Source organism: Asanoa ferruginea (assembly GCF_003387075.1).
Taxonomy (GTDB): Bacteria; Actinomycetota; Actinomycetes; order Mycobacteriales; family Micromonosporaceae; genus Asanoa; species Asanoa ferruginea.
Genome location: NZ_QUMQ01000001.1, coordinates 2,972,063 through 2,985,174 on the forward strand (window position 1 = coordinate 2,972,063; position 13,112 = coordinate 2,985,174).

15 protein-coding genes and 1 tRNA gene are annotated in these 13,112 nt (G+C 70.1%); 3 read left to right on the plus strand and 13 right to left on the minus strand.

Features of this window, described 5'->3' with window-relative positions:
* Window positions 1–204: 204 nt before the first annotated feature.
* The 11 genes from DFJ67_RS14150 to DFJ67_RS14195 form a co-directional block, all read right to left on the minus strand.
* Entirely contained in the window at window positions 205–1,089 is an 885-nt protein-coding gene (locus tag DFJ67_RS14150; protein ID WP_409362941.1) for a RecB family exonuclease, read from the minus strand.
* A gap of 39 nt (window positions 1,090–1,128) precedes the next feature.
* A complete protein-coding gene (locus tag DFJ67_RS14155) occupies window positions 1,129–1,740 on the minus strand; it encodes a MarC family protein (protein WP_116068302.1) in 612 nt (203 codons plus the stop codon).
* A 29-nt stretch (window positions 1,741–1,769) separates the two neighbouring features.
* Window positions 1,770–2,624, minus strand: a complete 855-nt coding sequence (locus DFJ67_RS14160) for a PHP domain-containing protein (protein WP_116068303.1) — start codon at window positions 2,622–2,624, stop codon at window positions 1,770–1,772.
* A gap of 20 nt (window positions 2,625–2,644) precedes the next feature.
* Window positions 2,645–3,817: a hypothetical protein gene (locus DFJ67_RS14165; RefSeq protein ID WP_116068304.1), complete on the minus strand. Its 1,173-nt coding sequence runs from the start codon at window positions 3,815–3,817 to the stop codon at window positions 2,645–2,647.
* Window positions 3,817–4,455 (minus strand): SigE family RNA polymerase sigma factor, encoded by a 639-nt coding sequence (locus DFJ67_RS14170; protein WP_116068305.1) that lies wholly within the window; start codon window positions 4,453–4,455, stop codon window positions 3,817–3,819. Before DFJ67_RS14170 ends, DFJ67_RS14165 begins: the two co-directional genes overlap by 1 nt.
* 103 nt (window positions 4,456–4,558) lie before the next feature.
* Window positions 4,559–5,407, minus strand: a complete 849-nt coding sequence (locus DFJ67_RS14175; protein WP_116068306.1) for a PH domain-containing protein — start codon at window positions 5,405–5,407, stop codon at window positions 4,559–4,561.
* 15 nt (window positions 5,408–5,422) lie between these two features.
* Window positions 5,423–5,581, minus strand: a complete 159-nt coding sequence (locus tag DFJ67_RS42680) for a hypothetical protein (protein ID WP_170215836.1) — start codon at window positions 5,579–5,581, stop codon at window positions 5,423–5,425.
* A gap of 118 nt (window positions 5,582–5,699) precedes the next feature.
* Window positions 5,700–6,392 (minus strand): DUF6758 family protein, encoded by a 693-nt coding sequence (locus DFJ67_RS14180; protein WP_308442547.1) that lies wholly within the window; start codon window positions 6,390–6,392, stop codon window positions 5,700–5,702.
* A 59-nt stretch (window positions 6,393–6,451) separates the two neighbouring features.
* The gene (locus DFJ67_RS14185; RefSeq protein WP_116068308.1) at window positions 6,452–7,078 is read right to left on the minus strand and encodes a TrmH family RNA methyltransferase; all 627 of its coding nucleotides are present in this window, start codon (window positions 7,076–7,078) and stop codon (window positions 6,452–6,454) included.
* A 50-nt stretch (window positions 7,079–7,128) separates the two neighbouring features.
* Window positions 7,129–7,626, minus strand: coding sequence for a hypothetical protein (locus DFJ67_RS14190; RefSeq protein WP_116068309.1), 498 nt, complete (start codon window positions 7,624–7,626; stop codon window positions 7,129–7,131).
* A 62-nt stretch (window positions 7,627–7,688) separates the two neighbouring features.
* On the minus strand, window positions 7,689–8,204 hold the full coding sequence (locus tag DFJ67_RS14195) for a MaoC family dehydratase (RefSeq protein WP_116068310.1): 516 nt from the start codon (window positions 8,202–8,204) through the stop codon (window positions 7,689–7,691).
* A 419-nt stretch (window positions 8,205–8,623) separates the two neighbouring features.
* On the opposite strand from DFJ67_RS14195, the gene trxA reads away from it, so the two are divergent.
* The 3 genes from trxA (at window position 8,624) to DFJ67_RS14210 (ending at window position 11,835) form a co-directional block, all read left to right on the plus strand.
* On the plus strand, window positions 8,624–9,007 hold the full coding sequence (gene trxA / locus DFJ67_RS14200) for a thioredoxin (RefSeq protein WP_116068311.1): 384 nt from the start codon (window positions 8,624–8,626) through the stop codon (window positions 9,005–9,007).
* 104 nt (window positions 9,008–9,111) lie between these two features.
* Window positions 9,112–11,064 (plus strand): intein-containing Rv2578c family radical SAM protein, encoded by a 1,953-nt coding sequence (locus tag DFJ67_RS14205; protein WP_116068312.1) that lies wholly within the window; start codon window positions 9,112–9,114, stop codon window positions 11,062–11,064.
* Window positions 11,065–11,103: 39 nt separating this feature from the next.
* On the plus strand, window positions 11,104–11,835 hold the full coding sequence (locus tag DFJ67_RS14210; protein ID WP_116068313.1) for an NYN domain-containing protein: 732 nt from the start codon (window positions 11,104–11,106) through the stop codon (window positions 11,833–11,835).
* A gap of 146 nt (window positions 11,836–11,981) precedes the next feature.
* Here the strand turns inward: DFJ67_RS14210 and DFJ67_RS14215 are convergent.
* Window positions 11,982–12,058, minus strand: a tRNA-Ala gene (locus DFJ67_RS14215).
* A gap of 145 nt (window positions 12,059–12,203) precedes the next feature.
* On the minus strand, window positions 12,204–12,998 hold the full coding sequence (gene sepX / locus DFJ67_RS14220) for a divisome protein SepX/GlpR (protein WP_409362940.1): 795 nt from the start codon (window positions 12,996–12,998) through the stop codon (window positions 12,204–12,206).
* Window positions 12,999–13,112: the final 114 nt, after the last annotated feature.

Sequence of the window (13,112 nt, forward strand, 5' to 3'; positions counted from 1 at the left end):
CGGTCTAGCCGGTCAAGGCCGGACCACCGGGTGCGTCTGGTGGTCTAGCCGGTCAAGGCCGGACCACCGGGTGCGTCTGGTGGTCTAGCCGGTCAAGGCCGGACCACCGGGTGCGTCTGGTGGTCTAGCCGGTCAAGGCCGGACCACCGGGTGCGTCTGGCGGCCTAGCCGGTCAAGGCCGAACCACCGGGTGCGTCTGGCGGTCTAGCCCGTCAAGGCCCGCTCGACCGCGGACCACTGGTCTTTGACCGGGAGGTCGGCGCCGGCTGGGCAGGAGCGTTTGAAGTCGCACCAGCCGCACATCGGGCCCGGGGTCGTCGGGAAGGCGTCGTCAGGGTCGGCGCCGGCCGCGACCGACTTTTCCGCGTCGAGGATGTCGCGGGCCGTGTCTTCGGCTCGGGAGACCTGGCGGGCGATCGAGGCCTCGGTGTGGTCGTGTGCCGCGATCGTGCCGGTCGGGAGGTGGTGCAGCTCGACCCGGCGGCAGGGGCGGCGGAAGACCCGCTCGGCCGCGTAGGCGTAGAGCGCCAGCGCCTGGGAGCCGCGGGCGTCGTCGGTGTCGAGGCCTGTGCGGCCGGTCTTGTAGTCGACGATGGCCAGCTCGGCGCCGCGGGCGTCGATGCGGTCGGCCCGGCCGTTGAAGGCCAGCACCGACGTCTTGACCGCGACCACCCGCTCGACGCCCACCGGCTCGGCGTCGGGGTCGAGGCCGCCGACATAACCCTCGAGCCAGTCGAGGGCGCGCCGGTAGATCGCCCGCTCCTGCTCGTCGTCGCGGTAGCCCTCGCGGACCCAGGTGCCCTTGAGCAGGCCCGGCAGGGCCTCGCGGGTGCGGCGCTCAGGTGGCAGCGCGAACCAGCCGCGCAGCGCCGTGTGCACGCTCGCGCCCAGGGAGTTGTGTGCCCACGGCGGGCCCTTGGGCGGGGTCGGGCGGTCGACGTAGGAATAGCGGTAGCGGCGGGGGCAGTCGGTGTAAGCGCCGAGCTTGCTCGGCGTGCACACGAAGAGCCGCTCGGGCATGCCGGCGAAACCGAGCTGCTCGGCCCGGGGCGCCGGAGCCCGGCCGGCTGGGGAGGTTGGCCTGCGCACGGGAGAATCCTCCCATCCGGGTACGACAACCCCGGATGGTCACCCCGCCCGGTAGGTGTCGACGAACGCGAAGATGGCGTCCGCGATCAGCTGCACCGCGATCGCCGCCAGCAGGAGGCCGGCGATGCGGGTCAGCACCTCGATGCCGCCGGGGCGCAGGATCTTGACGACGACGCCGCAGTAGCGCAGCACCAGCCAGACCACGAGCATGGCGACGAGGATGCCGAAGCCGACCGCTACGTAGTCGCCGGCGCCGTCCGAACGTTGCACGAACAGCATGGTCGCGACGATCGCTCCGGGGCCGGCCAGCAACGGCGTGCCGAGCGGCACCAGCGCGATGTTGGACGTCGAGTGTGGCGACGGGTCGTCGGTCTTCCCGGTCAGCAGCTCCAGGGCGATCATGATCAGCAGCAGGCCGCCCGCGCCTTGCAGGGCCGGCAGCGAGACGTGCAGGTATTCGAGCAGGTTCTGGCCGGCCACCGCGAACAGCACGATGACGCCGAGCGCGAGACACACCGCCTGCCACGCGGCCTTGTGGCGGTCGCGCGCCGCCATGTTGCCGGTCATCGCGACGAAGATCGGCACCATGCCGGGAGGGTCCATGATCACCAGGAGAGTGACGATGACCTCGCCGAATACCTTCAAATCCACGCGATGACGGTACGTGACGATCTTTCGCGTCAGCGCAGCACGGGTGTGACCCCGGAGGAGGTGGCGACCAGGCGCTCGTACACGCCGGGTGTGGTGGTCTCGGCACCCAGCGTCACCGACTTGTGCGTGCCGTGGAAGTCGGACGATCCGGTGACCGCCAGCCCGAGGCCCTCGGCGAGCGCGCGGACGTGGGCTCGCTCCGCCGGCGTGTGGTCGGTGTGGTCGCCCTCCAAGCCGAAGAGGCCCTCGCGGGCGAGCGAGACGATCAGCTCGTCGGCGACGATCCGACCGCGCCGGGTGGCCCGAGGGTGTGCGAAGACCGCCACCCCGCCAGCGTCGCGCACCAGCCGCAGGGCGTCGAAGACGTCGAGTTCGGCCTTCGGCACGCGGTAGCGCCGGCCGAGCCACTCGGGCGCGAACGCGTCGCTGGTCGAGCCGACCAGGCCGGCCCGGATCAGCGCCTGCGCGATGTGCGGTCGGCCGACGGTGCCGCCGGCGGCGTATTCCAGGACCTCTTCCCAGGTCACATCGTGCCCGTCGGTCCGGAGCAGGCCGATGATCCGCTCGGCCCGCACCTCGCGCGCGGCGCGCACCCGGGCAAGTTCGGAGACCAGCGAGGGGTACGCCGGGTCGAAGAGGTAGGCCAGCAGGTGCAGCGAGATCGGCGGCTCCGCGCCGTGCCACCGGCAGGACAGCTCCGCACCGCGCACCAGCGCGAGGCCAGGCGGGCGGGCCCGCGCCGCCGCGGCCCACCCGGCGGTCGTGTCGTGGTCGGTGATCGCGACCACGTCGAGCCCGGCCGTGGCGGCCGCGGCCATCAGCTCGGCCGGGGTCAGCGTGCCGTCGCTGGCGGTCGAGTGGGCGTGCAGGTCGATGCGGATCATCGAGGCCGAGGCTACCGGGCTCAGCCCTCGGTGGACCCCAGGCGGGGCACCAGATCCCAGGCGCTGCCGGCCGCCTTGGGCACCGAGAGGAGCTTGCGCACACCGTTGGTCTGGCAGCGGACGACGCCGCCGTCGTAGGCCGCGACAACGGTGGAGCTGTCGACCCAGATCGGCGAGCGTACGCCCGCCGCCGCGCACTTCTTGGCCGCGGTGTCACCGGCGGCCAGCGCGCTGTCGACGCTGAACAGCGACAGCTCGTCGCCGGCCGGCTCGGCCAGCCAACCGCCGTCGGGGGAGAGACTGTGTGCCAGGCCCTCGGCGGGCGAGGCGAGGCCGCAGACCTTGGTCGGCCTGATCGACATGGTCGGTCCGTCGGGGTGCAGCGCCGCCAGGCAGAGCTGCTCCTGGTTTTCGGTGCGGGCCAGCCCGACCGCGATGTCGCTGCGGATGCCGAAGACGCCGGAGACGGTCGGGTTCCACACCGGGCTCGCCACACCGGCGGTGTCGTTGACGGTGACGAACTCATAGCCGCGCGAACTGCCGGCGTTGCCGGCGACCAGCACCCGGGTGCCGAGCATCGCGGTCGGCGCGGCGTCGGCCGGCACGGTGGCGGTGCCGATCGGCTTGGCTCCCTCGCGGCTCAGGTCGGCCAACGACAGTTTGCCGCCGGTGACCAGGGCGATCCGCAGGCCGTCTTCGCTGACCGACCAGCGGCTGCCCTCGGGCGCGATCTGCACCGGCAGGCCGTCGACCGGTTGCAGGTAGACGCCGCCAGTGCTGCCGAACAGCCAGCCGGCCGGCACCCGGTAGGCGCGGTCGACGGCACCGAACCCGCCCAGGTCGAGGCGGCGGCCGTCGGTGGTCCACAGCAGATCGCCGATCCGCAGGTCGAGGCCGAGACCGGCGACCTCGTGCGCGTTGATCGACGCGCTCGTCGCGGGCTGCGGCAGCGCGGTCGGGTCGGCCGCGAAGACCGACGAGTCGTAGCCGGGGCGCGGCGAGCGCAGCAGTTGCCAGCCGGTGACGCCGCCGACCAGCAGCGCGAAGGCCAGCAGGGCGCCGAGCGTGGTGAAGCCCTTGCGCCACCGGCGGCTCCGGCGGTTGCGGTGGATGATGTCTTCCGCGCGGTCGGTGCCGGCCGGGGTGAGTTCGACCCGGTCGTGGAACGCGCGGCGCAATGTCTCTTCGAGCATCAGCGCCCCTCCAGTCCTCCCGCCGGCGCGGGAATGCGGGGGGCAGGGGCGCGCACCGGGCGCACCGGCGGTGGTGCCTGGCGCGGGATCCGCGGCGGCTCGGCCTGTGCGGCCAACTCGTCGACGCGGGCCTGGTCGGCGGCTCGCTCGGCACCGAGCCGGCCGCGCAGCGTGCTGAGGGCGCGGGAGGTCTGGCTCTTCACGGTGCCGGTGGAGATGTCGAGGATCGCGGCGGTCTGTGCCTCGGAGAGGTCTTCGTAGAAGCGCAGCACCAGCACCGCACGCTGCCGGGCCGGCAGCGACTGCACGTGGCGCCAGAGGGCGTCGCGTTCGAGTTGCTCGTCGACCTTGTCGGCGACGGCCCGCTCGGGCAGCACCTCGGTCGGGCGCTCGCCGTGCCAACGTCGGCGCCACCAACTGATCGAGGTGTTGACCAGCACCCGCCGGGCGTAGGGTTCGACCGCTTCGATCTCGCCGAGCCGCCGCCAGGCCAGGTAAATCTTGGTCAAAGCGGTCTGCAACAGGTCTTCGGCGGTCGCCCAGTCGCCCGTCAGCAGATACGCGGTGCGCAGCAACGCGGGCGAACGGGCGGCGACGAACTCGCGAAAGTCGTCTTCGACCGAGTGCCTGTCCGTCACCGGACGCCCTCCCTGCGGTTGCGCGTGGGTGCAGACTTACACACCAGGGCGAACCGGTAAACGGGCGAACGGTTGTCGTTGCGGAATCGATCGGCGGGTGTCGCTATGCCCCGTCGTCGGCGCGGGCCTCGTCGGCGTCTTTGCCGAGCCGGGCCTCGACGGCCTGCGGCTCATACATTTCCTCGACAACGCGCAGGTAGAGCTCGTTGGGGTTGGGCAGGTGCTTGATCTCGCGCAGCGCCTGCTCCTGGCCCGCGGACTCGAGCACGAACGTGCCGTAGTTGAGCGCGCGACCGAGCGGCGACTGCTCGTATTTCATGTCGGTGACCCGCAGCAGGGGCATCATCGCGACCCGCCGGGTGATGATGCCGCTGACCACCATGACCCGCTTGTTGGTCAGGATGAAGCGGTCGAAATACCAGTCGCCGACTTTCCAGGCGACCCACCCGAAAATGCCCACCCAGACCAGGATCGCGGCCGTGGTCAGGCCGGTCGCCTCCTGCCGGAACAGGAAGCCGGACAGGTAGCCCAGGATGAACGTGGCCAGGATGATCACGAGGAGCGGCGTGCTCAGGTGGATCCAGTGCCGCTTCCACTCGCCCCGGTAGCGCTCGGTCGGGAAGAGGTAGCGGGAGACCAGCGGGGTCGGCTCGTCTTCGAGGGGCAGCACCCGGCGGGGGCCCAGCGGGAGGCCGGACGCGTCGACCTGGAGACCGGCGAGGTCCTCTTCGGAGATGTCGGTCGCGGTGTAGCCACCACGGGGCCGAGCGGTCTCGCCGGTGGCGTAGTCGGCCGAGTCGCCGAAGCCGGCGCTCTCCGAATAACCCGCGCTGGGCGAGTAGGCCGGGCCGTCGCTGTAGCCGGGTCCGTCGTCGATGGGCGCGCCTTCGCGCGCCCAGCGGTCGCGATCGGACTCGTCAGGGTCTGGTGGCGGGGTGGACGGTCGGTCCATAGGTGACGGAGGCGCCTAGGCGACGAGGCTCGTGAAGAAGTCGCCGAAGCCCTCGGCGACATCCATGATGCCGCCGCCGATGTTCTTGAACACATCGGCAGACTCGTTAGGGCGGAAGGCAATGAAGAATATGAGGAACGCGATTCCGCCCCAAGTGAGGATCTTCTTGAGCATTGCGGCCCATCCCCCTCTGTCGCGGCGCCGGCAACTTGCCGCGGCAGGCTCAGAGTATCAGTCGTTGTGCTCAGGTTGAATCAACTGAGCACAATCCGCACAAGCGGGAACGGCCGCCTCAGGCAAGGCCATGCAGGTACGGAGAAGGAGCACCGTACACGAGTTCCGGGGGGAGCCACTCGCAAAGATCGTGCAACACGACGTGCTCTGCGAGGACGTAGCCGGCGTGTGCCGGCCAAGCTATGGCATAAAGCCACATTCCACGCGCTTCCCCGACGTACGCGCTGCGGTCGTCAGCCGACGAGATGGACCACAGTGGAGTCGGGTGGCCGTCTACTTTGATCTTGGCGTGCGCGCCGTGCGCCTCGCCCGGGCCCGGGTCGGTCCGGGTCAGGTCGTGCACCAGGTGGGCGCCGGGATCGCTGCCGGCCAGGCCGGCGAACCGGTTGCCCAGCCCGACGCCCGGCTCCTCGGCGACGATCACCAGATCGGCCGGCCCGCCACCGAACGGTGCCGGCCCGCTGCAGGCCAGGGCCGTCGCGCGGACGCCGGAGTGATCGTCACCGGCCCAGGCGACACCGGTCACCGTCCAGTCGAGCAGCAACGGCCAGGTGCACCAGAGCGGCATCGCCGCCCGGTTGGCCGGGGTGCCGGCGGCGACCGTGTTGATCACGGACTTCACGATCTCGGCGTTGTTGTGCTCGGCGATGTGCAGCGGTGGCACGTCACCGCACCCGTCGCAGCGCCAATCGGCGCGCATCAGGTCCGGTGGCCGAACGCCGCCACCGCATCTCGGGCAACTCACCGACATGCCCACACCGCTACGCTCCTCGCGGTCGGCACCGAGGTCAAGCAATCCGGCTCTTTCGGTCAAACCTGTTCGGGTGGTGGCTCCCCGTACGTCCGGATCCAGGCGTGCATCGCGATGCCGCTGGCCACGCCCGCGTTGATGGACCGGGTCGAGCCGTATTGCGCGATCGAGAAGAGCTGGTCGCAGGCGCCGCGGGCGGTCTCCGAGAGGCCCGGGCCCTCCTGGCCGAAGAGCAGCACGCAGCGGCGGGGCAGCGTCACGGTCTCCAGCGGGCGCGACCCGGGCAGGTTGTCGATGCCGATCACCGGCAGGTCGGCGCCGTGCGCCCAGGCGACGAAATCCTCGATCGTGGGATGGTGCCGGACGTGCTGATACCGATCGGTCACCATGGCGCCCCGGCGGTTCCACCGACGGTTACCGACCACATGCACCTCGGCCGCAAGAAATGCATTTGCATTTCGCACCACGGTGCCGATGTTGAAATCGTGCTGCCAGTTCTCGATGGCGACATGAAAACCATGCCGACGCTCGTCGAGGTCGGCGACCACCGCCTCGTGCCGCCAGTAGCGATAACGGTCGACGACGTTTCGCCGATCACCCTCCGCGAGTAGCTGCGGGTCGTATTTCGGGTCGGACGGCCACGGACCGGGCCACGGTCCGACGCCGATCTCACCCTCCGGTTCCACGTCCGGCAGATTAGGGGGTACGCGCGACGGCGCGCGAACCGGCCCGATGATCAGACCATGCCCAGGGCATGCCCGAGATCGGCCAGGAACCTGCGGTCGGCCGGGCCGAGTTGCTCGGCCGCCGGGCCACGCACGCCGCGACCGCCGGCGCAGACTCGGGCGGCGATCGACTGCACCCACTGCCGGTAGGCGGCGGAGTCGGCCGGGTCGGCCCGGCCCAGGATCCGCACGGCCGCCCGGCACTCGTCGAGCAGGTCGCCGGCGGGGCGGGTGGGTCCGTTGGGCAGCCGTTCCGCGTAGACGGCGGCGACGACGGCGCGGACCAGGTCGCTGTCGAACGCGCGGCCGGCGGCCATCGCCTCGAGGCCGGCCAGCCCTTCCTGCACGGTGCGGCCGGAGTTGCCGGTGTGCGTCGCGGCCACGATCACCCGCCCGGGTAGCCGCACGAGGAGTTCCCACTGGTCAGCGGTGAACGCGTCGATGGCGACGTTGGGAAATCCGTGGATCGGGTATGAAAGCGGATCGCCGGGCGCGGACTGGCTAGGCATAACGACCTCCCAAGGTCAGCATATGCCGGATTTGGCCTGTTGCGACCAGCCAGTTTCTGGGGCTACCGAGGCAGGGGTTCCGGGAAGCTCGGGCGCTCGGGGTCGAGGCCGCCGGCGTTGGCGCCGTGCACCCGCTTGGGCACCATGACCTTGCGCCGGAAGACGCAGACCAGCGTCCCGTCCTGGTTGTAGCCGCGGGTCTCGACGGTCACCACGCCCCGGTCGGGCTTCGAGCCGGACTCGCGCTTGTCGAGCACCGTCGTCTCGCCGTAGAGGGTGTCGCCGTGGAACGTCGGCGCGACGTGCCGCAGCGACTCGACCTCGAGGTTGGCGATCGCCTTGCCGCTCACATCGGCCACCGACATGCCGAGGAGCAGCGAGTAGATGAAGTTGCCGACCACCACGTTGCGGCCGAACTCGGTCGCGGTCTGCGCGTAGTGCGCGTCGAGGTGCAACGGATGGTGATTCATCGTCAGCAGGCAGAAGAGGTGATCGTCGGCCTCGGTGACGGTCTTGCCGGGCCAGTGCCGGTAGACGTCGTCGACCTCGAACTCTTCGTAGTAGCGCCCGAACCGCATTCCCGCACCATAACGGGCTGGCGAACCGGGGGGAGACGCAATGAACGGCGGGGCCCTCCCCGGCACCCGCCGTCCACGCTTGTCCGTCTGATTTTGCCGGACCAACCGGTACCGGAAAACCCTTCGGGAAGTGACGGGGGTCACCCGTTACTGTTTCGCAACCTTACTTATCGTAAGAGTGATCGACTTCAGGACGGTTCGTCACCCGTGCCGTTTTCCCTTGACCGAGCGGGGTAGATGAATAACGGCGGCAGGATGGGCCAGACGATATGGAATCGCTCCCATCACCGTACGCGATGCGGATCTTGAAGCCCTTCGCCGCTCCGGCGGCGCGCACCTGGGAATGTGGCGCACCCCCGGATCGTTGACACCCTCGGATGCCTCGTACGAGGCGCGAACGAGACCGATCGGAGTGATCCATGGCGACCGTTGAGCTGACGACCGAGAACTTTGACAAGGTCACCGGCGGTGACGGCATCGTTCTTGTGGACTTCTGGGCGAGCTGGTGCGGGCCGTGTCTGCGCTTCGCTCCGGTCTACGACCGGGTGTCCGAGAAGCACGAGAACGTGGTGTTCGGCAAGGTTGACACCGAGGCGCAGGTCGAGCTGGCCGCGCGTTACGACATCCGGTCGATTCCGACCCTGATGGCCCTGCGCGACGGCGTGATCGTCTTCGCACAGCCGGGCGCGCTGCCCGAGTCGGCGGTCGAGTCCTTGATCTCGCAGGTCGAGGCGCTCGACATGGAAGACGTGCGCAAGCAGCTCGCCGAGCACGAGCACACCGGTCACAGCCACAACCACTGACCTCCCCCCTTTCGAACAGGGCGTCCCGTTGTCACGGGGCGCCCTGTTCGCGCTTGTGACCTGCGCGCTTGCAATCATGCTCGTACACGTGTTCGAATCGGGTAATGCGTTGGGACAACCTGTCGGCTCTCCCCGACTTAGACGTCCCTGACGGGGCTGACGGCCCCGCCCGGGCGGCGCCGGCGACACCACCCCTGCCGCTGGCGCTTCCCGGCGCAGTCGCGCGCACCTTCGACACGCCCGGCTTCGCCGGCATGACCTTCTACGAGGTGCGGGCCAAGTCGGTCATCAACCGGGTGCCCGGCAACTCCCGGATGGGCTTCGACTGGACGATCAACCCCTACCGGGGTTGCAGCCACGCGTGCACCTACTGCCTGGCCGGCGACACCGAGATCCTGATGGCCGACGGCCGCACCCGCGCCCTGCGCGACCTGGTCGTCGGCGACCGGATCTATGGCACGGCCCGCTCCGGCACCTACCGGCGCTACGTCACCACCGAGGTGCTGGCGCACTGGACGACGACCAAGCCCGCCTACCGGGTCACCCTGGCCGACGGCACCGAACTCGTCGCCAGCGGCGACCACCGCTTCCTCACCGAGCGCGGGTGGAAACACGTCACCGGCACGATGGGTGGCGCTGACCAGCGCCCCCACCTGACCAGCGGCAACAAGCTGATGGGCGTCGGCCGGTTCGCGACCGGCCCGGCCGACACTCCCGACTACCGGGCGGGCTATCTGTGCGGCATGAGCCGCGGCGACGCCAACGTGACCGAGGCCCAGCCGCTCGCCCGCACCCGCCGTTTCCTCCGCGAGGCCGACCCCGACCTGGCCCGGCTGGCCGCGGCGGGCCGGATCTCCGCGCCATCTACACCCAGCGACGACTGGCGAAAAGGCTTCCTGGCGGGAGTGTTCGACGCGCAGGGCGCACACAACGGCACCGCGCTGCGGATCGGCAGCATCGACCGGGAGACGATCGACGAGGTCGCGGCCGCGCTGCGCGAGCTCGGCTTCGACTTCGTGGTCCGGCGCACCGGCGGGGGAGCCCGGGGCTGGTTCGTCCGCGTCGTCGGCGGCCTCGCCGCGCGCCTGCGTTTCCTGCACACCACCGACCCGGCGACCACCCGCAAGCGCTCGATCGAGGGCCTGGCGCTCAAGTCCAACGTGCCGCTCGACGTGCTCAAGGTCGAGCCGCTCGAGGGCGAGATGACCCTCTACGACATCACCACCGGCACCGGCGACTTCATCGCCAACGGCGTGGTCAGCCATAACTGCTTCGCCCGCAACACGCACACCTACCTCGACCTCGACCCGGGCCACGACTTCGACAGCAAGATCATCGTGAAGGTCAACGCCGGCGAGCTGGTCCGCAAGGAGCTGGGCGCCCGCCGCTGGCGCGGCGAACACATCGCGATGGGCACCAACGTCGACGTCTACCAGCGGGCCGAGGGCCGCTACAAACTGATGCCCCAGATCCTGTCGGCGCTGCGCGACTTCGCCAACCCGTTCTCGATCCTGACCAAGGGCACCCTGATCCTCCGCGACCTCTCGCTGCTGCGGGAGGCCGCGTCGGTGACCTCGGTCGGCCTGTCGTTCTCGATCGGCTTCGTCGACGAAGAGCTGTGGCGCCGGGTCGAGCCCGGCACGCCCAGCCCCCGCCGCCGCCTCGACGCGGTCCGCACGTTGACCGACGCCGGCTTCGCGGTGGGCATCCTGGTCGCACCGATCCTGCCGGGCCTGACCGACAACGAGGAGTCGATCGACCGCACGGTGGCGGCGGCCGCGGCGGCCGGCGCGTCGGGCGTGGCCGGCATCTCGCTACACCTACGACCCGGCACCCGCGACTGGTATGCGAAGTGGCTGGCCCGCGAGTTCCCGGCGCTGGTGCCGCGCTACCGGGCGCTCTATCGGGGTGGTTCCTATCTGCCGAAGGAATACCAACGAGAGATCACGGCGCGGGTCCGCCAGGCAGCGCGGCGGCATGGCCTTGATCGAAAGGACAATTTCGAACGCCAACTTCCGGAGCCACCACCCGAGCCAGAGCAACTAACGCTCCTCTAGCGGGCATCGGCGCGGCGCCTTTGTTGATAGCGTTCGCCGGTGCGCGTCGGTGTTTACGTCGATGGATACAACCTCTATTACGGTGCCCGCGGACTTTGCGGCCGTGGCACGGCCGGTTGGCGGTGGCTCGATATCCGCGCGCTCGCAGAGCGGCTCGCGGGTGCGCACTGGCCGCACGCCACTATTGATCGAGTCGTCTATTGCACGGCGCTGATCGACGCCGCAAGCAACCTGTCGGGATTCAACGACCAGGACGTCTACCTCAAGGCGATCGCGGCCGGCAACAGCGTCGATCATGTCGAATACGGCAGTTACGTGTCGCGAGTCAAGGTTGCGCCGCTCGCGGTCAAGGCCCCCAGCAGGCAGGGCGGCCCGCAGCTGGTCACCTCCGGATGGCCGGTCATGATCCGCGATGGGCAAGGAAATCCGGTGCCAGATGCCCAGTTCATGGTTTCTTTCGCACACCGCGAAGAGAAGGGCTCCGACGTCAACGTCGCCTCCCACCTCCTCGTTGACGTGCTCACGTCGCGCGTCGACGCGGCAATTCTGATCTCGAACGACAGCGACCTGAGCTTTCCGATCTCATTCGCAAGGTCGAAAGTGCCGATCGGTTTACTCAACCCGTCGAAGAATCCTCTGGCCGGTGCCCTGAGAGGAAGACCCGACGAAGGTGTCGGATCACATTGGTGGCAGCGACTGACGGCCGGTGACTTCCGCGCGTGTCAGCTGAGCGATCCGGCCGGCACATTCGCCAAGCCGTCAGATTGGTAGGCGCCCGACGGGGTTGCGAATGACCGTGGGCATCGGCTAAATTTAGCCGCATACACCACCCGGTCCCCTCGTGGGGCCGGGTCTTTTATTGCTTGGCAGCCCTTGAAATGTTGAGGCCCAGACGCGCTCAGCGTCTGGGCCTACGGTGGTGGAGCTGAGGGGATTTGAACCCCTGACCCCCTCGATGCGAACGAGGTGCGCTACCGGTCTGCGCCACAGCCCCGCCGCTGAACAACGTCCAGCGAACCGGCGATAAGGCTAACAGGTAGGACGTCCAGACAGCGAACCGCCCCACGGGGGTGGCTCGCGGATCAGGCCGGCACTCCGCCGGCCCCAGGCGGCGCACCACCCTGACCCGCGAGCCACCCCTACGCCGTGTTGCTGCGCCGGGCCTCGTAGGCGCGGCCGCGCAGCCCGCCGGCCCGACGGTAGGAGACCGAGCCCGTAGCCGCCGGCGGCAGGTCGGCCGGGCGGTCCAGGCCCATCGCGGCTCTGCGGACCGCTTCCCGCTGTGCGGCCAGCCGCCGCTGCTGCTCCCGCCGGGCCTCGGCCCGCCGGGCCTGCTCCGCCCGCACCTCCGCCTGCCGGGCCGCCAGCCATGCCGCCCGGCGGGCCATCTGCCGCCGCCGTGCCCGGTCGGCCAGGGCCCGGCTGCGCAGGTGCACCAGATAGACCACGAGCAGGCTGCCGGTCACCGCGACACCGACCCAGAAACCCGGCCCGACCAGGAACACCCCGACCAGCTCGACGAGGTTGAGCAGCACCAGGGCGGCCAGCACCCGCCGGCGGCGGTAGACCGCAGTGGCGTGGCGCCGCTGCGGGGGACGGCGGGACGGCCGTGCCCGGACCCCAGGCGGCACGGCCCGCAGGCGCGGGGAACGGCGGGGTGCGGGTGGCGCGGAGACCGGCGGCGCCGACACGGGTGGCGCCGAGACGGGGATTTCCGGGCGCAGTGGAGGGACCACCGCGCGGCTGCCGCGGATCGGGCGGCGGCCGGGCACGGTGCGGCTGCGGCGGCGGCGTGAAAGCACGCGGGCCGTCGACAGTGCCCTCTCCGCCACGAGGCGCTCGGTCGCGTCGTAGCGCCGGACCAGGGCCGGCGCCAGAGCGAGCAGCCCGGCCGCGGCGAGGACAGCGAGGAGCACCGAGGTCGGCACCCTCACCCCTCCCGTCAATTTACGGTGACAACCCGATCATGCGGATTGATGAGGTTGCCGTACGTTCGTAATTCGAGGTTACGGGCGGGTACCGAACTATGTGGCGCAACGCGCCGACTT